At 72.5% G+C, this 20,488-nt stretch carries 19 protein-coding genes; 7 read left to right on the top strand and 12 right to left on the bottom strand.

What is annotated here, in order from left to right:
* Nucleotides 1-33: 33 nt before the first annotated feature.
* Genes ACQSSQ_RS09425 through ACQSSQ_RS09410 form a run of 4 tightly spaced genes read right to left on the bottom strand, consistent with a single transcriptional unit; the run spans nucleotide 34 to nucleotide 4,251 of the window.
* Nucleotides 34-1,449: a vWA domain-containing protein gene (locus tag ACQSSQ_RS09425; protein ID WP_431326814.1), complete on the bottom strand. Its 1,416-nt coding sequence runs from the start codon at nucleotides 1,447-1,449 to the stop codon at nucleotides 34-36.
* On the bottom strand, nucleotides 1,446-2,324 hold the full coding sequence (locus ACQSSQ_RS09420; protein ID WP_431326813.1) for an AAA family ATPase: 879 nt from the start codon (nucleotides 2,322-2,324) through the stop codon (nucleotides 1,446-1,448). The genes ACQSSQ_RS09425 and ACQSSQ_RS09420 overlap by 4 nt, the downstream gene beginning before the upstream one ends.
* 26 nt (nucleotides 2,325-2,350) lie before the next feature.
* Nucleotides 2,351-3,625: a DUF445 domain-containing protein gene (locus ACQSSQ_RS09415; RefSeq protein ID WP_431326812.1), complete on the bottom strand. Its 1,275-nt coding sequence runs from the start codon at nucleotides 3,623-3,625 to the stop codon at nucleotides 2,351-2,353.
* Nucleotides 3,626-3,654: 29 nt separating this feature from the next.
* The gene (locus ACQSSQ_RS09410; protein ID WP_431326811.1) at nucleotides 3,655-4,251 is read right to left on the bottom strand and encodes a helix-turn-helix domain-containing protein; all 597 of its coding nucleotides are present in this window, start codon (nucleotides 4,249-4,251) and stop codon (nucleotides 3,655-3,657) included.
* 18 nt (nucleotides 4,252-4,269) lie between these two features.
* Here ACQSSQ_RS09410 and ACQSSQ_RS09405 point away from each other — a divergent pair, with 18 nt between their 5' ends.
* Genes ACQSSQ_RS09405 through hrpA form a run of 5 tightly spaced genes read left to right on the top strand, consistent with a single transcriptional unit; the run spans nucleotide 4,270 to nucleotide 10,898 of the window.
* A complete protein-coding gene (locus ACQSSQ_RS09405) occupies nucleotides 4,270-4,947 on the top strand; it encodes an AzlC family ABC transporter permease (RefSeq protein WP_431326810.1) in 678 nt (225 codons plus the stop codon).
* The gene (locus ACQSSQ_RS09400) at nucleotides 4,944-5,255 is read left to right on the top strand and encodes an AzlD domain-containing protein (RefSeq protein WP_431326809.1); all 312 of its coding nucleotides are present in this window, start codon (nucleotides 4,944-4,946) and stop codon (nucleotides 5,253-5,255) included. Before ACQSSQ_RS09405 ends, ACQSSQ_RS09400 begins: the two co-directional genes overlap by 4 nt.
* 50 nt (nucleotides 5,256-5,305) lie before the next feature.
* On the top strand, nucleotides 5,306-6,205 hold the full coding sequence (gene ypfJ / locus ACQSSQ_RS09395; RefSeq protein WP_431326808.1) for a KPN_02809 family neutral zinc metallopeptidase: 900 nt from the start codon (nucleotides 5,306-5,308) through the stop codon (nucleotides 6,203-6,205).
* A 4-nt stretch (nucleotides 6,206-6,209) separates the two neighbouring features.
* A complete protein-coding gene (locus ACQSSQ_RS09390; protein WP_431326807.1) occupies nucleotides 6,210-7,004 on the top strand; it encodes a CPBP family intramembrane glutamic endopeptidase in 795 nt (264 codons plus the stop codon).
* Between the two features lie 24 nt (nucleotides 7,005-7,028).
* Nucleotides 7,029-10,898, top strand: a complete 3,870-nt coding sequence (hrpA, locus tag ACQSSQ_RS09385; protein WP_431326806.1) for an ATP-dependent RNA helicase HrpA — start codon at nucleotides 7,029-7,031, stop codon at nucleotides 10,896-10,898.
* 34 nt (nucleotides 10,899-10,932) lie between these two features.
* Here hrpA and ACQSSQ_RS09380 read toward each other — a convergent pair whose 3' ends face one another.
* On the bottom strand, nucleotides 10,933-11,409 hold the full coding sequence (locus tag ACQSSQ_RS09380; protein WP_431326805.1) for a hypothetical protein: 477 nt from the start codon (nucleotides 11,407-11,409) through the stop codon (nucleotides 10,933-10,935).
* 69 nt (nucleotides 11,410-11,478) lie between these two features.
* Between ACQSSQ_RS09380 and ACQSSQ_RS09375 the strand changes: the two genes are divergently transcribed.
* The gene (locus tag ACQSSQ_RS09375) at nucleotides 11,479-12,309 is read left to right on the top strand and encodes a DUF427 domain-containing protein (RefSeq protein ID WP_431326804.1); all 831 of its coding nucleotides are present in this window, start codon (nucleotides 11,479-11,481) and stop codon (nucleotides 12,307-12,309) included.
* A 54-nt stretch (nucleotides 12,310-12,363) separates the two neighbouring features.
* Here ACQSSQ_RS09375 and ACQSSQ_RS09370 read toward each other — a convergent pair whose 3' ends face one another.
* From ACQSSQ_RS09370 to ACQSSQ_RS09340, 7 genes are all read right to left on the bottom strand, one after another.
* The gene (locus ACQSSQ_RS09370; protein WP_262852667.1) at nucleotides 12,364-12,732 is read right to left on the bottom strand and encodes an FKBP-type peptidyl-prolyl cis-trans isomerase; all 369 of its coding nucleotides are present in this window, start codon (nucleotides 12,730-12,732) and stop codon (nucleotides 12,364-12,366) included.
* Nucleotides 12,733-12,774: 42 nt separating this feature from the next.
* The gene (locus ACQSSQ_RS09365) at nucleotides 12,775-13,599 is read right to left on the bottom strand and encodes an aldo/keto reductase (RefSeq protein ID WP_431326803.1); all 825 of its coding nucleotides are present in this window, start codon (nucleotides 13,597-13,599) and stop codon (nucleotides 12,775-12,777) included.
* Nucleotides 13,596-14,075 carry a MarR family winged helix-turn-helix transcriptional regulator gene (locus ACQSSQ_RS09360; RefSeq protein ID WP_431326802.1) on the bottom strand — a complete coding sequence of 160 codons (480 nt, stop codon included), beginning with the start codon at nucleotides 14,073-14,075 and terminating at the stop codon, nucleotides 13,596-13,598. The genes ACQSSQ_RS09365 and ACQSSQ_RS09360 overlap by 4 nt, the downstream gene beginning before the upstream one ends.
* Entirely contained in the window at nucleotides 14,072-16,144 is a 2,073-nt protein-coding gene (locus ACQSSQ_RS09355; protein ID WP_431326801.1) for a YhgE/Pip family protein, read from the bottom strand. Before ACQSSQ_RS09355 ends, ACQSSQ_RS09360 begins: the two co-directional genes overlap by 4 nt.
* Nucleotides 16,141-16,755 (bottom strand): hypothetical protein, encoded by a 615-nt coding sequence (locus ACQSSQ_RS09350; protein ID WP_431326800.1) that lies wholly within the window; start codon nucleotides 16,753-16,755, stop codon nucleotides 16,141-16,143. Before ACQSSQ_RS09350 ends, ACQSSQ_RS09355 begins: the two co-directional genes overlap by 4 nt.
* A 206-nt stretch (nucleotides 16,756-16,961) precedes the next feature.
* Complete coding sequence (locus tag ACQSSQ_RS09345; protein WP_431326799.1) at nucleotides 16,962-18,170, bottom strand: acyl-CoA dehydrogenase family protein; 1,209 nt, start codon at nucleotides 18,168-18,170, stop codon at nucleotides 16,962-16,964.
* 26 nt (nucleotides 18,171-18,196) lie between these two features.
* Nucleotides 18,197-19,489, bottom strand: coding sequence for an acyl-CoA dehydrogenase family protein (locus tag ACQSSQ_RS09340; RefSeq protein ID WP_431326798.1), 1,293 nt, complete (start codon nucleotides 19,487-19,489; stop codon nucleotides 18,197-18,199).
* A 176-nt stretch (nucleotides 19,490-19,665) separates the two neighbouring features.
* Between ACQSSQ_RS09340 and def the strand changes: the two genes are divergently transcribed.
* Nucleotides 19,666-20,259 carry a peptide deformylase gene (gene def / locus ACQSSQ_RS09335; RefSeq protein ID WP_431326797.1) on the top strand — a complete coding sequence of 198 codons (594 nt, stop codon included), beginning with the start codon at nucleotides 19,666-19,668 and terminating at the stop codon, nucleotides 20,257-20,259.
* Nucleotides 20,260-20,488: the final 229 nt, after the last annotated feature.

The raw sequence follows: 20,488 nt of genomic DNA, 5'->3' as shown, positions 1-20,488 counted from the left end.
CGGCGCGGTGCTCGCGCGGCCGGTCGTCTGGTCCTAGACCGGAAGCAGCCGCCCGACCAGCCCCGAGAGCTGCTCGACGGTGCGGCACTCGTGCATGTCGACGATCTGCGCGTACGCCGGGGCGACGGAGTCACCGAGCCCCCACCGGCTCTCGTGCTCGGGGTTGAGCCAGAACGTCCGTCGCGCGCGGGCGACGACGTCGCGCAGCGCGTCGAGGTCGGGATCGAGGTTGTTCGAGCGCGCGTCGCCCAGGATCAGGACGCTCGTCCGCGGACCGACGACGTTGCCGTACCGGCTGACGAACGACCGCAGCGCTCGTCCGTAGTCGCTCGACGGGTGCCACGGGGCGACGTTGGCGCTCGACGAGATCCGCTCCGCGAGCGCGGCCGGGTCGGCCTCGCCGGAGGTCACGAGCTCGGTCACCTCGTCGGTGTGGTTGACGAACGCGAAGACGCGCACCTTGCTGAACTGGTCGCGCAGCGCCTGGACGAGCAGCATCGTGAAGCCCGCGAAGCCTGCGACCGATCCCGAGACGTCGCACAGCAGCACGAGCTCAGGACGAGCCTTGCGGCGGTGCTCGTAGACCGGGTTCAGCGGGACGCCGCCGTACGACATCGAGCGTCGCAGCGTGCGCCGGATGTCGACCTGCCCCCGGTTGCGACGCCGGCGGCGTGCGGAGAGGCGGGTGGCGAGGCGGCGCGCGAGCGGCTGCACGGTGCGGCGCAGCTCCAGGACCTGCTGGCGGTTCGCGGCGAGGAACTCAACCTGGCTGGGGTCGGGACGCACGGCGTACTTCGCGACGCGCTCACGGCCGCGGACCTCCGCCGAGCGTCGGCTGGCCTCGCTCTGGACCAGCGAGCGGAACCGCTCGACGTCGCGCCGGACCTCGTCGCGGTCGAGGCGCTCGGCGAACCCCTCGGTGCTCCCCCGCTGCGCGAGCGCCCGCACGATCGTCGTCTGCGGTCGCAGCTGCTCGAGGGTCTGGCGTGCGGACCACCCGGAGCCCGCCATGCCGGGTCCGTCGCCGCCCTGGACGGCGCCGAGCGCGTCCACCGCGGCGGCGGCGACGTCCTCGAGCGCACCCTGGCTCCCGCGGGCCAGCGCCTCGACGAGGCTGTCGCGCAGGTCGTCCACGGTCGGAGCCTGAGCGCGACCTGCCTCGTCGGCACCCGTCGTACGCCCCTCGGCCGCCTCGCGGACGGACTCGCGGGCCCCGACGCCGGCCGGGAAGTAGACGTCGAACACCCCGTCGAACACCCGCCGCTGGCCCGACCGGCGCAGCAGCGCCGCGGCGAGCCCCTCGCGGAGGAGGTCACGGTCGGCGAGGGACAGCACCCCCATGACGCGAGCCGCGTCGACGGTCTCGCTCGTGCCGACCACCATCCCGTGGCCGCGCAACGCCTCGACCATCGCGACGAGACGTCCCGGGAGCGTCCCCCCGTCGGTCATCTGCGGCCGTCCGCCTCGTCGAGCTGGAGGTGCTTGCGCGCACGGGCGACGTCGTCGGTGTGCTTGAGCAGGACGCCGAGCGTCTCGTCGACCACCGCCTCGTCCAGGGAGTCGGCGCCGAGCGCGAGGAGCGTCCGGGCCCAGTCGATGCTCTCCGACACCGACGGCGCCTTGCGCAGGTCGATGCGGCGCAGCGCGTTGACCACCCGGACCAGCGACGCGGCGAGCGTGTCGTCGACGTCGGGCACCCGCGTACGGACGATCCGCTCCTCGAGCTCGGGCTCGGGGAAGTCGATGTGCAGGAACAGGCAGCGGCGGCGCAGGGCCTCGCTGAGCTCGCGCGTCGCGTTCGAGGTGAGCACGGTGAACGGTGCGTGGCGCGCGGTCAGCGTGCCGAGCTCGGGCACCGTGATCGCGTAGTCGCTCAGCACCTCGAGCAGCAGGCCCTCGATCTCGAGGTCGGCCTTGTCCACCTCGTCGACGAGCAGCGTGCTCGGGCGCTCGGACCGGATCGCCTGCAGCAGCGGGCGGGCCAGGAGGAACTCGTCGGTGAAGATGTCGTCGCGGGTGGCGTCCCACGTCTCGCCGCGACCCGCGGTGATGCGCAGCAGCTGCTTGGCGTGGTTCCACTCGTAGAGCGCGCGGGCCTCGTCGACCCCCTCGTAGCACTGGAGCCGGACCAGCCCCGTACCCGTCGCCTGCGCCACCGCGCGGGCCAGCTCGGTCTTGCCGACACCCGCAGGTCCTTCGACGAGCAGCGGCTTGTCGAGCCGGTCGGCGAGGAAGACGGTGGTCGCGACGGACGGCGACGCGAGGTATCCGAGGTCGGCCAGGCGGGTGGTCACGTCCTCGACGGAGGAGAAGCGTTCGCTCACGCGGGTCAGCCTACGCGGGCGTCCCGTCAGAGGAGCTGCGAGAGGGCGTGGATCGTCACGCCCGCCAGGGCGCCGACGACGGTGCCGTTGATGCGGATGAACTGCAGGTCGCGACCGACGTGGAGCTCGATCTTGCGCGACGCCTCCTTGCCGTCCCAGCGGTTCACCGTCTCGGAGATGATCGTCGCGATCTCGCTGCCGTAGTTGGTGACCACGAACGCCGCGGTGTCGCTCATCATCCGGTCCAGACGCGCCTGCAGCTCCGGCTCGGCGACGACCCGCTCCCCCGTCTCGCACAGGATCGCGACCATGCGGGTCCGGAGCATGCCCGCGTCGTCCTCGAGGGAGTCGAGCAGCGCGTGCCGCAGCCCGGCCCACAGCGCGACCGCGACGTCGACGACCTTCGGCTGGGAGAGCACCCGCTCCTTGAGCGCCTCCGCGCGAGCCTGCGTCGCCGGATCGTGCTGAAGGTCCTCCGACAGCGTCACGAGGAAGGCGTCGAGCGACTGGCGCACGCGGTGCTCGGGATCGGAGCGGACGTCGTCGACCCACGAGACGGCCTCGCGGTACATGCGGGACGAGATCTTGTCGTCGACCCAGTGCGGGGTCCACCAGGGGGCCCGGTCGGCGACCATGCCCTCGACGGTGTCCTGGTTCTCCAGCAGCCAGCGGTGCATCTCCTCGACGACGATGTCGACGACACCGTGGTGCGCGCCGTCGCGGACGATCTCGCCGAGCGCCTGCCCCGCCGCAGGGCTCAGCTCCTCCGCCTTCAGCCGGGGCACGATCACCTCGCGGACGATCGCCGCCACGTCGTCGTCGCTGATGCGGGCCAGGCCGTCCCGCAGGACCCGCGAGCCGATCTCGACCACACGGCGCGCGTGCATCGGGTTCGCGAGCCAGCGACCGACCCGCAGGCTGATCTGCGCGGCCTCGACCCGCTCCCGGACGACCGGCTCGTTGAGGAAGTTGTCGGACACGAACTCCTGGAGGCTCTCGCCGAGGGCGTCCTTGCGCTTCGGAATCAGCGCCGTGTGCGGGATGGGCAGGCCGAGGGGGTGCTTGAACAGCGCGGTCACGGCGAACCAGTCCGCGAGCGCACCCACCATCGCCGCCTCCGCGCCGGCGTTCACGTAGCCCAGGGCGCCGGTCTCGCCGTGGGTCAGCGCGTAGATCACGGCCGCCACGACCAGCAGGCTCGTCGCGAGCGTGCGCATCCGACGCAGCCCTCGCCGGCGCACCTCGTCCGAGCCGCCCAGAGATGCGGGCACGAAGAAGTCGAGAGCGCGCGTGTCAGTCACGCGTGCAGGCTATCGGGACGACCCCACGCTCACCGTTGCTCGGAGATGCTGACGGCGGTCGTCCCCACCTCGAGTGCCTCGAAGACGTGCGGCGCGTCGCCGGGATAGGTCATGTAGTCACCCGGGCCGAGCTCGACCGGCTCCTCGGACGGCCCGACGAGCGCGCGGCCGGTGCTGATCACGACGTGCTCGACCGTGCCGCGCGGGTGCGGGTCGGAGCGTCGCGGCGCCCCGGGCTCGGCGGTGATCAGGTAGAGGTCCCGGCGCGCGTGCGGCGGGGAGGCCGACAGCAGCGTGGCGACGTACGCGGCCTCCCCGGCGGCCACGCGCGTCCCCTCGCCCGCGCGGACCACCTCCACGCGCGACGCCTCCGGGTCCACCAGCCGGGAGAACGGGATGCCGAGGGCGGTGCTGAGCGCCCAGATCGTCTCGACGCTCGGGTTCGCGGCGCCGGCCTCGAGCTGCGAGAGCGTCGACTTGGCCACGCCGGCCTGCTGGGCGAGCTTGGAGAGGCTGACCCCGGCTGCGGCGCGCTCGCGGCGCAGGGCGCGGGCAACGAGCGCGCGTAGGTCCGTCTCGCGTTCGGCAGGCGGGACCGAGTGTTCGGCTTGACGATCGACGTCCATAGGTTCCATGGTAGAGACATGCGTTCGTTCTGGCGAACACCCGATCGGCTCGTCGTACGCGATGTGCTGCCGATCTGCGTGACCGTGGCCCTGGTCGGCATCGCGTACGGTGCCACCGCGACCGGCTCCGGCTTCCCCCTCTGGCAGGTCGTGGCCCTGGCGGCGCTCGTGTTCGGTGCATCCTCGGAGCTGCTGTTCGTCGGACTGGTCTCGGCCGGCGCCGCCCCGGTGGTCGCCGCCGTGGCCGGGCTCCTCGTGAACCTCCGCACCACCGCGTACGGCATGGCCCTGAGCCCGCTCCTGCGCTCCGCACCCCAGCGGGTCGTCGGTGCCCACATGGTGAACGACGAGACGGCGGCTCTCGCGACCGCCCAGCCCACGCCGTACGCCGCTCGGCGGGCGTTCTGGATCTGCGGCATCGGCCTCGCGATCGCCTGGCCTCTCGGTGCGGTCGTCGGCGCCGGGGTCGGGCAGGTCGTCCCCGACCCCCAGGCGTGGGGACTCGACGCCGTGTTCCCGGCCGTGATCGTCGCCCTGGTCCTGTCGTCGCTGCGCGAGCGCGCCACCCTCGTCGCCGCGCTCGTCGGTGGGGGCGTCGCGGTCGCCGTCACGCCGTACGTCCCTCAGGGGCTCGCGCCTGCCCTCGCGCTGGTCGGCCTTCTCGCCCCGCCGCTTGCGAGAGGGTGGCGACGGTGAGCACCGGGTCGTTCGCGGTCGCCGTCGCGGTGCTCGCCCTCGGGACGTACGCGCTGCGGTTCGGCGGCCTGGTGGCCGGCGCACGGATGCCCTTCGGCGAGGAGGCCGAGCGTGCGGTGGACCGCGCCGTCGCCGTGCTCCTCGTCGCGGTGGCGCTAACGACCACGCTGTACGACGGGACGGAGGCCGCCGACGCCGCGCGGCCCGTCGGCGTCGCCGCGGGAGCACTCGCCGCGATCGCCCGGGCGCCGCTCGTCCTCGTGGTCCTGATCGCGGCGCTCACGGCCGCGTTGGTGCGCCTGGCATGAGGTGCCCACGCTCGCCCGACAGCGGGGGGCGATCGCCCTAGACTCCGAGCATGACGTTCAACGAAGGCGCCGACCTCGACACCAGCCAGGTCCGCAGCGGCGGCTCGAGCCGTGGCGGCGTCCTGCTCGGCGGTGGCGCCGGATCGATCATCCTGCTCCTCGTCGCGATGTTCCTCGGCGTCAACCCGTTCGACACCGGCGGCTCGTCCAGCGCCTTCGACACCTCGCAGGTGCAGCAGTCCGGCGGCTCCGAGGCGGACTTCGCCCAGTGCCAGACCGGCGCCGACGCCAACCGCGACGTGACCTGCCGGGTGATCGGCACCGTCAACTCCGTCCAGGACTACTGGCGCGACGCCCTCCCCGCCGACGCGAACCGGCAGTACCGCGACGCCTACACGGTCCTCTACTCCGGCCAGACGCAGTCGGCGTGCGGCACGGCGAGCAACGCCGTCGGCCCGTTCTACTGCCCGACCGACGAGCAGGTCTACATCGACGCGTCGTTCTTCGACGAGCTCACGTCGCGCTTCGGAGCGGACGACGGCGCCCTTGCGCAGATGTACGTCGTCGCGCACGAGTACGGCCACCACGTCCAAAACCTGCTGGGCGTCCTCAAGTACGCCCAGCAGGACCCGCAGGGCGCGGAGTCCGGCGCCGTCCGGGTCGAGCTGATGGCAGACTGCCTCGCCGGCGTCTGGGCCAACCACGCCTCGACCACCGAGGACGCCGACGGCACGACGCTCATCCAGCCGCTCACCGAGGCGGACATCCAGTCCGCGCTCTCGGCCGCCGCCGCGGTGGGCGACGACCGGATCCAGGAGTCCGCGACCGGCCGCGTCAACCCCGAGAGCTGGACGCACGGCTCGGCCGAGCAGCGCCAGCGCTGGTTCATGACCGGCTACGAGGAGGGCAACCTCAACGCCTGCGACACGCTCTCCGCCCGTCAGCTGTGACGCCGTGACGCTGACCTTCCCCGGTCCTCTCGTCCCCGCGCCGGCCGCGGTGGCGGCTCCCCAGCGCAGGCTCCTGGGCACCGAGGTCTGGATCGTCCTGCTGATCTCGCTGCTGCAGTCGGGCGTGTACGCCACGGTGTCGCTGATCGCGAAGCTCACCCGCGGCCCGCTCGCGGACCAGACGGCGACGCTCAACGCGTCCCGGAGCGACCGCGCCTGGCTCGATCTCACCTACCAGCTCCTCGGCATCGGCTTCGCGCTGATGCCCGTCGCGCTCGTGCTGTACCTGCTCGTCCGCTCCGGCGACGCCCCGCGCCGCGTGCTCGGCATCGGGCGAGGCTCCGCGGCGAGCGACGCCGGCTGGGGCGTGGGTCTCGCCGCGCTCATCGGGCTCCCCGGGCTCGGCCTCTACTTCGCCGGTCGCGCGCTCGGGATCACGGCGACGATCGTGCCGAGCGCGCTGGACGACCACTGGTGGCGCGTCCCCGTCCTCGTCCTGTCGGCGCTGATGAACTCGGTGCTCGAGGAGGTCATCGTCGTCGGCTACCTGATGTGGCGGCTGACCCAGCTCGGGTGGAGCCGCTGGTGGGTGCTCGCGGCCAGCGCGACGCTGCGCGCGTCGTACCACCTCTACCAGGGGATCGGGCCGGCGATCGGCAACGCGGTGATGGGTATCGTGTTCGGGTACTGGTACCAGCGGACAGGGCGCATCGTGCCGCTGGTGATCGCCCACGCGATCCTCGACATCGTCGCGTTCGTCGGCTACGCCCTGCTCAAGGACGCACTCAACCTGCCGTGATGGCACAGTCCTAGGGGTTCTCGGATGACCGTCGGCGAGCTGCGGACGCGGCTGCGCGAGGTGACGCTGCGCGACGAGCGCCGGCTGCGACGCCGGCTCGACCGCGCCTCCTCCCAGCGCGACGCCGGTCGGCGCGCCCACGAGCTCGCCGAGCTCGAGAAGGAGGTCGCCGCCGCCGAGCGCCGGGTGGCGCGTCGTACGGCGTCGGTGCCCGCCCTCGAGTACCCGCCGGAGCTGCCCGTCACCGAGCGGCGCGACGACATCGCCGCCGCCATCGCCGAGCACCAGGTGGTCGTGGTGGCCGGCGAGACAGGGTCCGGCAAGACCACGCAGCTCCCCAAGATCCTCCTCGGTCTCGGCCGCGGTGTCCGGGGCACGATCGCGCACACGCAGCCGCGCAGGATCGCCGCCCGCAGCGTCGCAGCCCGCATCGCGGAGGAGACCAGGACGACGCTCGGCGAGACCGTCGGCTATGCCGTCCGCTTCGACGACCGGTCCGGCCCGGACACGCTGGTGCGGGTGATGACCGACGGCGTGCTGCTCGCGGAGATCCACGACGACCCGCTCCTCCTGCGCTACGACACGATCGTCGTCGACGAGGCGCACGAGCGGTCCCTGACCATCGACTTCCTCCTCGGCTACCTGCGGCGACTCCTCCCCCGCCGCCCCGACCTCAAGATCGTCATCACGTCCGCGACCATCGACCCCGAGCGCTTCGCCGCGCACTTCTCGTCAGCCGATGGCACCGCGGCACCGATCATCGAGGTCAGCGGCCGGACGTACCCCGTCGAGGTCCGCTACCGCCCGCTCACCGACCGTGAGGACGGCGACGTCCTCGGGGCGATCGGCGACGCCGTGGACGAGCTCGGGCGGGAGTCCGAAGGGGACGTGCTCGTCTTCCTCTCCGGCGAGCGGGAGATCCGCGACACGGCAGACATGCTGCGCGATCGCAAGCTCCGCCGTACCGAGATCCTCCCCCTGTACGGCCGGCTGTCCGCGGCCGAGCAGCACAAGGTGTTCGAGCCCCACACGGGTCGGCGCATCGTGCTCGCGACCAACGTCGCCGAGACGTCGCTGACCGTGCCCGGCATCAAGTACGTCGTCGACCCGGGGACGGCCCGCATCTCGCGCTACAGCCAGCGCCTCAAGGTCCAGCGGCTGCCGATCGAGCCCGTCTCGCAGGCGAGCGCCAACCAGCGCTCGGGCCGTTCGGGCCGCACGTCCGACGGCATCTGCATCCGGCTGTACTCCGAGGAGGACTACGACTCCCGCCCGGAGTTCACCGACCCCGAGATCCTGCGCACCAACCTCGCGTCGGTGCTCCTGCAGATGGCGTCCCTGGACCTCGGACCCGTGGAGGACTTCCCGTTCCTCGACCCGCCGGACCAGCGGGCGGTGCGCGACGGCGTCGGCCTCCTCGAGGAGCTCGGCGCGCTGAGCGAGGGCGCCAAGGGCATGCGCAGCTCGTTGACCGCCGTCGGGCGCCAGGTCGCGGCCTTCCCGCTCGACCCGCGGCTCGCGCGCATGCTGGTCGCCGCGTCGTCGTACGGCGTGCTCCGCGAGATGCTCGTGATCGTCTCGGCGCTCTCGATCCAGGACCCGCGCGAGCGCCCGCTCGAGGCCCAGCAGCAGGCGGACGCGAAGCACGCGCGGTTCACCGACCCGACGTCGGACTTCCTCGCCTACCTGAACCTCTGGAACTACCTGCGCGAGCAGCGCCGCGAGCTGTCCGGCAACGCCTTCCGGCGGATGGTCCGCGACGAGTACCTGCACTTCCTGCGCATCCGCGAGTGGCAGGACGTTCACGCGATGCTGCGCGACCAGTGCAAGGGCCTCGGGCTGGACCTCAACAGCACGCCGGCCGACCCCGACCGCATCCACCAGGCAGCCCTGGCGGGCCTGCTGTCGCACATCGGGCTCCGCGAGGGCGACACCCGCGACTACCTCGGCGCCCGCAACGGGCGGTTCGCGATCTTCCCGGGGTCCGGACTCGCGAAGAAGCCGCCGCAGTGGGTCGTGGCCGCCGAGCTGGTCGAGACCTCGCGGCTGTGGGCGCGCACCGCCGCCAAGGTCGAGCCGGCGTGGATCGAGCAGGAGGCCGCGCACCTGCTCAAGCGCACCTACTCCGAGCCGCACTGGTCACGCCGCCGCGGCGCCGTGATGGCGCACGAGCGCGTGACGCTGTACGGCGTGCCGGTCGTCGCGGACCGGCTCGTGTCGTACGGCCGGGTCGACCGCGAGATCGCGCGCGAGCTGTTCATCCGGCACGCGCTGGTGCAGGGCGAGTGGAGCACGCACCACGCGTTCTGGACGCACAACGCCGAGGTCATCGCGGAGATCGAGGGCCTGGAGGACCGCGTACGCCGTCGTGACATCCGCGTCGACGACGAGACGCTGTTCGCGTTCTACGACGACCGGGTCGGCCCCGACGTCGTCTCGGTGCGCCACTTCGACACCTGGTGGCAGAAGGCGCGACGGCGCAAGCCCGACCTCCTCGACCTGACACCCGAGGACCTGGTGCGCGACGACGCCGGCGACGTGGCGCTGGAGGCGTACCCGACGACCTGGGAGTCGGCCGGGATCGACCTCCCGCTGTCGTACGCGTTCGAGCCGGAGAGCGACGTGGACGGGGTCACCGTCGACGTCCCGCTGGAGCTGCTGCCCGACCTCGACGAGACCGCCTTCCTCTGGGGCGTCCCCGGCTACCGGCAGGAGCTCGTGACGGCGCTGCTGCGGGGGCTGCCGAAGCAGGTTCGGCGGCAGCTGGTGCCAGCGCCCGACGTGGCGCGTCGCCTCCTCGCGCTCCCCCTCGACACCTCGCGCCCCGTCGCTGAGGCGATGTCGACCGGCATCCGGACGCTGACCGGAGACCTGGTCAAGCCGGAGACGTTCGACCTCGGAGCGCTGCCGCGGCACCTCCGCGTGACCTTCCGCGTCCTCGACGGGGACACGGAGATCGCCCGTGGGAAGGACCTCGACGCGCTGCGCGCCGAGCTGCGTCCGCGTCTCGGCCGGACCATCGCCGCCGCGTCCAGCAGCATCGAGCGAGACGGTGTCCTGCAGTGGGACCTCGGCACGATCCCCGCCGAGGTGACGTCGACGAGCCGCGGGCACGAGGTGACCGCCTATCCGGCGCTCGTCGACCGTGGCACGCACGTCGACCTCCGCGTCTTCGCGTCCCCGCTGCACGCCGAGATCGCGATGCGGCAGGGCGTACGCCGCCTGCTGGCGCTCAACGTCCCCTCCCCCGCCGCGCAGGTCGCGAAGGACCTCGGCACCCGGACGCTGCTCGTCCTCGCCGGCGCGCCGTACCGCAGCACGTCGCTGCTGATGGCCGACTGCGTCCTCGCCGGCATCGACGCGGTGACCGGCCGCGCGGTCGTCCGGGACGGCGAGGCGTTCGGGCTCCTGCGCGAGCAGGTGCGCGCCGAGCTGTACGCCCAGACGTCCGCCGTGGCGAAGGAGGTCGAGCGGGTGGTCGCCGACCTGGGCACCCTCCGGTCCGACCTCGACCGCTACCGCGCGGCGAAGCCGGAGATCGTGCGCGACGTCGAGGTGCAGCTGTCGTGGCTGGTCTACGACGGGTTCGTCCCGGAGACCGGGCTCGAGCAGCTGCGCCACGTCCCGCGCTACGTGCGTGCTGCCTCGTACCGGCTCCAGCACGCCGACGACCGCTCCGAGGAGGACAAGCGCCTCACGGTGCAGGACCTCGAGGCACGCTTCTACCAGGTCGTGGAGGGGCTGCCCGACATCGAGCGCCAGTCCGACGCGGTCGCGGCTGCCCGGTGGGCGCTGGAGGAGCTGCGGGTGAGCCTCTTCGCGCAGCGGCTGCGGACGGCCGCGACGGTCTCGCCGAAGCGGGTCACGAAGCTGATCGACGCGCTCGGCGGCTGAGGCGGCCCAGGTCGGTCCGGCCCGTCGCGGCGCGTCAGCCGATCTCGATCGACTCCGCGGAGAACCGTGACGCCACCGGCTCGGCCGTCCCGAGCGGCTCGGTCAGCGGCACGGAGGTCCGGGCGGTGACCGGTGCGCCGGGCTCGCAGTCGTCCTCGTGCCCGATCACGATCGTCACCTGGACCTGGTCCTCGGTCCGGCGCTCGGCGAACCCTGCCAGCGCCTCGCACGTCGCATCGGTGGCCTCGTACGTGACGTCGACGGCCCGCGCGTCCGGCCGGCCGGTGACCGCGGTGACCTTCGCCGTACGGAAGGCCTCCCAGGACGTGTCGATCATCGTGAGCCCGCGGAGCTCACCGAGGCTGCTCAGCGACGGGGCGGTCGGCGTCGTCGGTCCGGGCTCCGGCTCGTCTCCCCCGCCGGAGCAGGCGGTGAGCGCGAGAACGACGGACAACGTGCTGCCCGCGACGAGGGCAGCACGACGAGGAGAACGTCCCGAGAAGGTGCTCATCACCTCTACCGTACCTGCGTCGCGCACGTCACGGCTGCCGCCGGAGCCGTCGCGGGCGCACACTGGAGGATGGCCACCTGGATGCGCGAGGCGATCACCGGAACCATGACGGACCTCAGGGCCCACCCCGTGCCGCAACGCGTCCGTGCCCTGGTCGGTGGGTCGGCGGTCGTCGACAGCACGGCGGCGCTGCTCGTGTGGGAGCCGCGGCGGGTCGTCCCGTCGTACGCCGTGCCGATCGAGCACGTCGCGGCAGAGCCAGGCGACTCGACGGCCGGGCAGGGCGAGGAGCACGCCGTCCGGATCGACGCGGGCGGCGGGCCCGTCCTCGATCCGAGCTCGGGCTTCGGCGTCCACACCGCCGACGGCACACCGCTGGACCTGCGGATCGAGAGCGGGGTCCTCAGGGGCGCTGCGTTCGCGCCCGACGACCCGGCTCTCCACGGCTACGTCGTGCTCGACTGGGACGCCTTCGACGCGTGGCTCGAGGAGGACCAGGAGATGGTCGGGCACCCGCACGACCCGTTCTCGCGGATCGACTGCCTGCAGAGCGGCCGCCACGTCGAGATCGCGATCGACGGGAGGGTGGTCGCCGACAGCCGGCGGCCCGTCATGCTGCTCGAGACCTGGCTGCCGGTCCGCTACTACCTGCCGTGGGACGACGTGCGCCGTGACCTGCTGGTGCCGACCGACAAGACCTCGGTGTGCGCGTACAAGGGCACGGCGTCGTACTGGTCGTACGAGGCGGACGGCGCGAAGCACCGCAACATCGCGTGGTCGTACCCCGACCCGCGCCACGACGCGGTCCCCGTGAAAGGGATGGTGGCGTTCTTCGACGAGCGGGTCGACCGCGTCGTCGACGGCGTGCCGCAGGAACGTCCGGTGACGCCCTGGTCGTGACGCCAGGTCCTGGCCGGGCAGCACAGCGCGTGCCCGGCCAGGGACGGCGTGCTGTCAGCCGACGCCGAGGAGGTCGATCACGAAGATCAGCGGCTCGCCCGACAGCGGGTGACCGCCGCCGGCCGGACCGTACGCCTTGTGCGGCGGGATGGTGAGCTGGCGGCGTCCGCCGACCTTCATGCCGGGGATGCCCTCCTGCCATCCCTGGATCAGGCCCTGCAGCGGGAACCGGATCGACTCGCCGCGGTTCCACGACGCGTCGAACTCGGCGCCGTCGCGGAACTTCACGCCCACGTAGTGCACCGTCACGTAGTCGCCGGGCTTCGCCTCGGCGCCGGTGCCCTCCACGATGTCGAGGATGTCGAGATCCTCCGGCTCGTCGCCCTCGGGGAACTCGATGACTGGCTTCTCGAGATTGCTCATACCCCTACCCTCCCAGATCCGGGCGTCGCCGCTCCTCGGCGCTCACACGAAGGTGTCCGGGTCGGGGCCGGTCCTGTTGCCGCGGTCGAGCGCGCTCAGGCGCTCCAGGTCCTCCCGGTCGAGCACGAGGTCGAGCGCCGCGAGGTTCTCGACGAGGCGTTCGGCGCGGACCGTCTTCGGGAAGACGACGTGCCCGAGCGCGAGGTGCCACGCGAGCACGACCTGCGCCGGCGTCGCCCTCGTCCGTCGCGCGATCTCCTGGACGAGCGGCTCGACGAGGTCCTGCCCACGCCCCAGCGGGCTGTACGCCTCGACGACGATGCCGCGCTCCTCGCACGTCGCCCGGAGCGCCTCCTGCGTGAACGTCGGGTGGATCTCGATCTGGTTCACCGCCGGCACGACCTCCCAGGTGCGGGCGAGGTCGTCGAGGTGCCGCTCCGTGAAGTTCGAGACCCCGATCGCGCGGGCACGACCGTCGGCGTACGCCTGCTCGAGGGCGCGCCACGTGTCTGCGCCGAGTCCGAGGTGCGGGAGCGGCCAGTTGATCAGGAAGAGGTCGACGTAGTCCGTGCCGAGGCGCCCCAGGCTCGTGTCGAGGGCCGCCAGCGCGTTGTCGTACCCGTGAGAGTCGTTGCCCAGCTTGGTGGTGACGAAGACATCCTCCCGCGGCACCCCCGCGTCCTCCAGGCCGCGCGCGACGCCGCGCTCGTTCCCGTACGCCGCCGCGGTGTCGACGTGGCGGTAGCCGATCTGGAGCGCGGCCACGACGACGTCCTCGATGGTGTCGTCGCCGACCTGCCACGCGCCGATGCCCAGCTGCGGGACGTCCACCCCGTTGTTGAGGACGATGCTGGGCGCAGCGGTCATTCGACGGGGCGCTCCAGTGCGGTGTTGAGGCGTCCGAGCAGCGACGCCAGGGTGTCGAGGTCCGACTCGGTCCAGTCGGCGATCGCGTGCGCGAGCCGGGCCCGCCGGGTCGCCTGCACCTCGGCCAGGCGCTCGGTGGCGACCTCCGTCAGCGAGATGAGGCGCGCCCGCCCGTCGGTCGGGTCGGGCACCCGCTCGACGAGCCCCAGCCGCTCCAGCTGGGCGATGCCGCGACTGACCGTCGACTTGTGCACGCTGACGGCCTCGGCGAGGTCGGAGCCACGGATGCCCGCACCGGGTGCCGGACGGGCGTCGACGATCGCGACGAGCAGCATGTAGGACGCGAAGTCGAGGTCGGGGTGGATCCGCGTGATCGTGCCGAGCCCCCGAAGTCGCGCGCGGCGCAGCAGGCGGGTGACCTCGTACTCGACGTCGTGCTCGAGGCTCGAGGAGACCTGCTCGGGGATCGTCGTCATAGGGCAAGCTCCGGTTCGATGCGGGAAGCGGTCCACGTCCGTTGGACGCGAGCGGCCAACGCGGTCAGTGCAAGACTAGCCAGCAGATAGGCCGTGAGGACGGCGATGTCACCACCGACCGGTCCGAGGGACGCCCCGTACATCAGGTGCCGCATCCCCTCGATCGCATAGCTCATCGGCATCAGGTGGTGCACGACCTGGAGTGGTTCCGGGAGCGTCTGCCAGGGGAACGTCCCGCCCGCGCTGACCAGCTGGACGACCAGCAGCACGAGGCCGAGCAGCTGGCCGACGGGCCCCAGCCACACGTTGAGGGTGTGCAGGATGGCGACGAAGCACGCGCCGACGAGCAGGAGGAAGAGCGAGACCTTCAGCGCGTTGACGAAGCCGATCCCGACCGCGAGCCGGATGATGCCGAGCATCACGAGCACCTGGCAGGCGCTCAGCAGCGCGGGCGTGAACCATCCGGCGAGCGCGACCAGCGCCGGCGACCTGCGCGCAGCCAGTCCGCGGCGCGAGAGCGGACGGACGATGAGGAACATCACGTACGCGCCGATCCACGCCGCGAGTCCCATGAAGAAGGGCGCGAGCCCACCGCCGTACGACCCCGCGTCCGCCTGCGACACGTTCTTGGTGGTCACGGGCGAGGCGAGGGTCTGCGCGACGTCCTCACGGTCGTCCGCGTCGAGGTTCGGGACCTGGCCGAGCCCGGACCGCAACCCGTCGGCCAGGCGGGAGGCGCCCGCCTGCGCCTCCGTGATCCCGGTCGCGAGCGTCCCCGAACCTTCCTCGAGCTGCTGGGCCCCGTCCGCGGCCGTCCGCTGCGCCTCCACCAGACGGCTGCTGCCGCTGCGGGCCGTGTCGAGGCCGTCGGCGAGCGTCCGGCTGCCGTCGCGCAGCTCGACGCTGCCGTCGTGCGCCTGGCGGATCCCGCGGACGAGCGGCCCGGACGCCTGGTGGAGGCGACGGGCGCCCGCCGCCACCTCGGCAGACCCGTCGCGCAGCCGGTCGAGGTCGCGTACGACGTCGTCGATCTGCCCGTGCGCGTCGTCGAGCGGCTCGCGCAGCCGGTCGAGGGTCGCCAGGATCTCGCTCTGCTGCGCGGGCGTCAGACTCAGAGCTGGGTCAGCGAGCTGGGTGACGATCCGGGCACGGACGGTGTCGAGGCGGTCCTCGAGATCGTCCGCCGCCGCGCCGACATCGTCGCCGGCCTCGGCGAGGCGCGCGTTGCCGGCCGCGACCTGCCGCGCCCCCTTCGCGAGCGCCTGCGTCTGCGACGGAAGGGCCCGTGTCCGGTCCTCCAACGTCCCGAGCCCCGACGCCAGGGTCCGCGCACCGGTCGCGAGACGCCCGGCACCGTCGTCGGCGCTCGCGATCCCGGCGGCGAGCTCCTCCTGACCGGAGACCAGGCGGCGCTCGCCGTTCGCGAGGCGTGTCGCCCCGTCGTGCAGCGCGTCGGCCCCGGATGCGGCGTCGGTGAGCCCTTCGCTCAGCTCGGTGGCCCCGTCGGCCGCCTTGACCATCTGGTCGTGCAACGTCGAGTAGCCGAGGAGGAACGTCGAGGCGGCCTGCTCGCTCACCCGCTCGGCGATCGAGCCGCTCACCCGCACGAGGAGCTGGTCGGCGATCGTGTGGGCGAGGTAGTTGTTGGCGTCGTTGGTCGTGAGCACCAGCGTCCCGCGCTCGGGCTGGAAGTCGGAGGTGGACGCCAGCGCGGCGGAGAAGTCCCTGGTGATGGTCAGCGAGAAGCTGTAGGTGCCGTCGCGCACCCCTGCCTCGGCCTCGGCGCCGCTGACCTGGTGCCAGGTGAACGACCCGTCCTTCACGAGGTCCTCCGCGACCTCCTTCCCGACGTCCACGGTCTCGCCCTGGGCCGTCTTGGCCGGCTGGTCGTCGACCACGAGCGCGGCGTCGAGCGAGGCCAGCCGGGCGTACGGGTCGTGGTTGGCCCACAGGTAGAAGCCGGCGTACAGCGACGGGATGAGCACCAGCGCGAGGATCGCCAGCCGAGGCAGGCGCCCGGCGCTCAGGCGGCGGACCTCGGTCCACGCCATCCGCAGGGCGGCCGTCATGCCGCCCCCATCCGGGCCGTCTCGACGTCGAGCCCGAGGGCGGTGTTGCCCATCAGCTGCAGCGCGACCGCGTATCCCGCCTCGGCCAGGCTGTCGGCGACGTCGGAGCTGTGGCGCGCGGTGGCGCCGTACCGGTCGGGGCACACGAGGACGAGCGCCTCGACGCCCGGTCGGCTCGCGGCGAGCTCGGCGAAGAGGCTGATCCGCACGTCGCCCGGCACGTCGGCGACCCGCGTCCGCGCCAGGTGCGAGACGCCGCGGGCGCGGAGCCACCGGGTGATCGCGCCGGGCGTGTTCGGGGCCTTCGCGTACGCGAGCTCCTCCCCCACAGCCGTCCCCAGCGGCACCGCGTCCTCCGGCTCGGAGACGCCGGGGCAGTCCACGACCGCGACGACCTCGGGGATCCGCTTCGGCGCGCGCTCGCCGTCGAGGCGGACGCTCCCGGTCGTCGGGACGAGCCGGCCGGCCATCACGAGCGCCAGGGCGACGTGACCGGACCCCGGTGGCCCCGCCACGACGGTCACCGCGCCCGAGCGGAGCGTCACCGACGTCGGCTCGAGCATCATCCCGTGCGTGGCCCTGACCGCCACGCCGCGTGCTTCCAGCTGCACCCAGACCACCTCCGGTGGACGTTCGCCGTACCTCCGGTATAGGCGATCACGGCACCGCCCGCCCGGGGGCACGGGCTCACCGACGGCGTGTCGTGGCGTGGTGCCGGACACAGCGACCAGCCCCGGGCGGGGGCGCTCCGGGGCTGGTCACCGCCCCCGTGCGGGAGGCGGGTCGTGCGCTCGGCCGGTGGCCGGGCGTGCTGCGGTCAGCGCAGCTCGGCGGACGTCAGGCCGAGGACGCGGCGCGCGACGATCAGCTGCTGGATCTGCTGGGTGCCCTCGAAGATGTCGAGGATCTTGGAGTCGCGGGCCCACTTCTCCAGCAGCTCGTCCTCGCCGTAGCCGAGGGTGCCGGCGAGCTCGACGCACTTCAAGGTCACCTGGTTGCAGACCCGGCCGGCCTTCGCCTTCGCCATCGAGGCCTCGAGCGAGTTGGGCTTGCGGTTGTCGGCCATCCACGCGGCCTCCAGCATCAGGAGGTTCGCAGCCTCCCAGTCGGCCTCCATCTGCAGGTACGTCGCCGCAGCCGCCGACTGTGCGAGCACGGGGCGGTCGTAGTCGATCTCGACACCCGCCTCCTCGAGGATCTCGCGGGTGCGCTCGAGCGCGGCGCGGGCGCAGCCGACCGCCATCGCCGCGACCAGCGGGCGCGTGTTGTCGAACGTCTGCATGACGCCCGCGAAGCCCTTGTCGACGTCCACCTCGGGGTCCCCGAGGAGGTTCTCGGCGGGGACGCGGCAGTTGTCGAGCACGATCGTCGCCGTGTCGGAGGCCTTGATGCCGAGCTTGTGCTCCAGCCTCTCGACCCTGATGCCGGGCAGCGACTTCGGGACAACGAACGACTTGATGGCGGCGCGGCCGAGCGTGCGGTCGAGCGTCGCCCACACGACCACGGCGTCGCTGCGGTCGCCGGAGGTGACGAAGATCTTCTCGCCGTTGAGGACGTACGCGTCGCCGTCCTTGGTCGCGGTCGTCGTGATCGCGGCGGAGTCCGAGCCGCAGTCGGGCTCGGTGATCGCCATCGACGCCCACATGCCCTTGAAGCGCTCGAGCTGCTCGTCGGTGGCGACCGAGGCGATGGCCGAGTTGCCGAGCCCCTGCCGCGGCAGCGAGAGCGTGAGGCCCACGTCTCCCCAGCAGGTCTCGGCGACCGACAGCACCGAGGCCATGTTGGACCCGTTGCGGACACCGGTCTCGGCGTCGGAGGACCGGCGCACCCCGGCCGCTCCCGCGCCCTGGCCCTCGCCGGAGTCGCCCATGCCGTCGACGACGGCGGCGAGCAGGTCGAGCTCCTTGGGGTACGCGTGCTCCGCGAGGTCGTACTTGCGCGAGTTGGCCCGCATGAACTCCGTCGCGACCCGGTGGGCCTGGGCGACGAAGCCGCGGAACTTCTTCGGCGTCTCGAGATTGATCATCTGCGTTCTCTCCTCCTCGCAGCCCCTCAGACGAGGAGGCCGCCCTCCATGACGCCGACCGCACGCAGGTCGCGGTACCACCGCTCGACCGGGTGCTCCTTGGTGAACCCGTGCCCGCCGAGGAGCTGGACCCCGTCGGTGCCGATCTTCATGCCGTACTCGGCGCACAGCCGCCGCGACAGCGCGGCCTCACGGGCGAAGGACTTGCCGAGGTCGGCACGCGACGCCGCGCGCAGCGTCGCCAGGCGTGCCCCCTCGAGCTCGATCGCCATGTCGGCGACCATGAACGCGACTCCCTGCCGGTGCGCGACCGGCTCTCCGAACGCCTTGCGGTCCTTGACGTAGGGCGTGACGTAGTCGAGCACGGCACGCATGGCACCGAGGGACAGGCTGCTCCACGCGATGCGGGCGAGGCGGACGCTGTCGGCGTACGAGGTCACGCTCTCGGGCAGCAGTGCCTCCGGCGTGACCTTGACGCCGTCGAGGACGAGCCGCGACAGCGACGCCGCGCGCAGCCCCATCGACGGGTCGGCGACGATCGAGATGCCCGGCGTGCTCGACTCCAGGACGAACAACCCGGGGCGCCCGTCGTCCATCCGCGCGGCGACGACGAAGAGCTCGGCCGAGGCGCCGCGGATGACACCGGACTTCACGCCGTCGAGCACGAAGCCGCCCGGGATCTTGTGGGCGGTCGTCCGCAGCGCGAACGGGTCGAACAGCGCGTGCGGCTCGGCGACCGCGAGGGCCGCGGCCGGCACGTCGGAGCCGGTGAACGACGGCAGGTACGTCGCCTGCTGGGCGCTGTCGCCCCACAGCCCGATCGCGGTGGCGACGGCCGTCGGGGCCAGCAGCGAGGCCGCGATCCCCATGTCGCCGCGGCCCAGGGCCTCGGCGACGAGGGCGCCGGTCGTGGCCGAGCGCTCCGCCGCGAGCCCGCCGAGGTCCTCCGGGAGACCGGTCAGCGTCAGCCCCAGCTCGTACGCCTGGGTGAAGAGGTCGGCCGGCGTCTCGAGCGCCGTCTCCGCCTTCTCGACCGCCGGCGCGACGACGTCGGTGGCGAACTCGCTCACCACGCCGACCATCATCTGCTGGTCCTCGGTGGGCGTGAGGTCGAAGACGCCGGTCGCGGGAGCGGTCGCGGGACGGACGGGCGCTCCCCGACCGGGGACCTTCTTGAACCCCCGGCTCACCGCGGCGGCGGTGCGGAAGCCGACCCGCGCTCCGTGGTAGGCCACCTGCTCGGAGGGGCCGCGGAGGTTGAGTCGGTCGAGCACCGGCATCGAGGCGATCCGGTTGAGGACGGCGAGACCCTTGCTCATGGGATCTCGGCGCGTCGAGTGCGCTGTCACAGCGTCTCCTCGTGGTCGGGACGGCAGTACGTGTGACCCCAACTGTAACTGCGAGTTGCACCTTTGTGCACCCGACCCGCGGATCCTGGTCGGATACCCTTCCCAGGTCAGCGTCCGCAGGCCGAGATTCCGCGAAGGAGCCCCTGTTGTCCGTCTCCCTGCCCTCCGGTGGAACCGTACGCCCGATCACGCGCTGGGGCGAGCCGGTGATGCACCGCAAGCTCGAGCCCGTGACCGTGTACGACGAGGAGCTGGAGAAGCTCGTCGCGGACATGTTCGCGACGATGTACGCCGCCGAGGGCGCGGGCCTGGCCGCCAACCAGATCGGCGTGGACCTCCAGGTGTTCGTGTTCGACTGCACGGACGGTGACAACAAGCGCGTGGCCGGCGTGGTCTGCAACCCCGTCCTCACGCTCCCCGAGACCGGCGACCGCAACCTCGACGACAGCGAGGAGGGGTGCCTCTCGCTCCCCGGCGCCTACACCTGGTGCGCGCGTCCCGACTGGTCGCAGGTCGACGGCACCGACCACACCGGAGCACCGGTCACCTACGTCGGCGAGGGCGGCACGCTGGCGCGCTGCCTGCAGCACGAGACCGACCACCTGATGGGCACCGTCTTCGGCGACCGCGTGCCGTCGCGCGCCCGCAAGAAGCTCTTCAAGCAGGCCGAGGCGATCGCGGACGACTACCCCGCCGAGTGGCCCGCGGTGGCCCGCGTCAGCTCCACGCACGACCTCTGAGCGACCTCGCTGGTCGAGTAGCCCGACCCCGGCCCCCGGTGGTCGAGTAGCCCGAGCCCCTGGGCGAGGGCGTATCGAGACCTGGTCTCGATACGGGCTCCGCTAGCTGTGATGTCCAGGCACGTTGGTCGAGATCGTGTGACGACTCGGTCTGAGGTGTAGATGGGTGAAGGCCTCCTGGTGTGGAGTGGAGCTGTCTAAGGAACCGCTCCGCCACCAAGGAGGCCTT

This window comes from Mumia spirodelae (assembly GCF_050632745.1).
GTDB lineage: Bacteria > Actinomycetota > Actinomycetes > Propionibacteriales > Nocardioidaceae > Mumia.
Note: the sequence above shows the minus strand (reverse complement) of the source record. Positions and strands in the feature narration are given on the sequence as shown.

Coding starts and splice junctions, on each gene's coding strand:
- ACQSSQ_RS09425 (WP_431326814.1), bottom strand. CDS start 1,449: ATGACCGACGGGGGGACGCTCCCGGGACGTCTCGTCGCGATGGTCGAG.
- ACQSSQ_RS09410 (WP_431326811.1), bottom strand. CDS start 4,251: ATGGACGTCGATCGTCAAGCCGAACACTCGGTCCCGCCTGCCGAACGC.
- ACQSSQ_RS09405 (WP_431326810.1), top strand. CDS start 4,270: ATGCGTTCGTTCTGGCGAACACCCGATCGGCTCGTCGTACGCGATGTG.
- ypfJ (WP_431326808.1), top strand. CDS start 5,306: ATGACGTTCAACGAAGGCGCCGACCTCGACACCAGCCAGGTCCGCAGC.
- hrpA (WP_431326806.1), top strand. CDS start 7,029: ATGACCGTCGGCGAGCTGCGGACGCGGCTGCGCGAGGTGACGCTGCGC.
- ACQSSQ_RS09380 (WP_431326805.1), bottom strand. CDS start 11,409: ATGAGCACCTTCTCGGGACGTTCTCCTCGTCGTGCTGCCCTCGTCGCG.
- ACQSSQ_RS09375 (WP_431326804.1), top strand. CDS start 11,479: ATGGCCACCTGGATGCGCGAGGCGATCACCGGAACCATGACGGACCTC.
- ACQSSQ_RS09370 (WP_262852667.1), bottom strand. CDS start 12,732: ATGAGCAATCTCGAGAAGCCAGTCATCGAGTTCCCCGAGGGCGACGAG.
- ACQSSQ_RS09365 (WP_431326803.1), bottom strand. CDS start 13,599: ATGACCGCTGCGCCCAGCATCGTCCTCAACAACGGGGTGGACGTCCCG.
- ACQSSQ_RS09360 (WP_431326802.1), bottom strand. CDS start 14,075: ATGACGACGATCCCCGAGCAGGTCTCCTCGAGCCTCGAGCACGACGTC.
- ACQSSQ_RS09355 (WP_431326801.1), bottom strand. CDS start 16,144: ATGACGGCCGCCCTGCGGATGGCGTGGACCGAGGTCCGCCGCCTGAGC.
- ACQSSQ_RS09345 (WP_431326799.1), bottom strand. CDS start 18,170: ATGATCAATCTCGAGACGCCGAAGAAGTTCCGCGGCTTCGTCGCCCAG.
- ACQSSQ_RS09340 (WP_431326798.1), bottom strand. CDS start 19,489: ATGAGCAAGGGTCTCGCCGTCCTCAACCGGATCGCCTCGATGCCGGTG.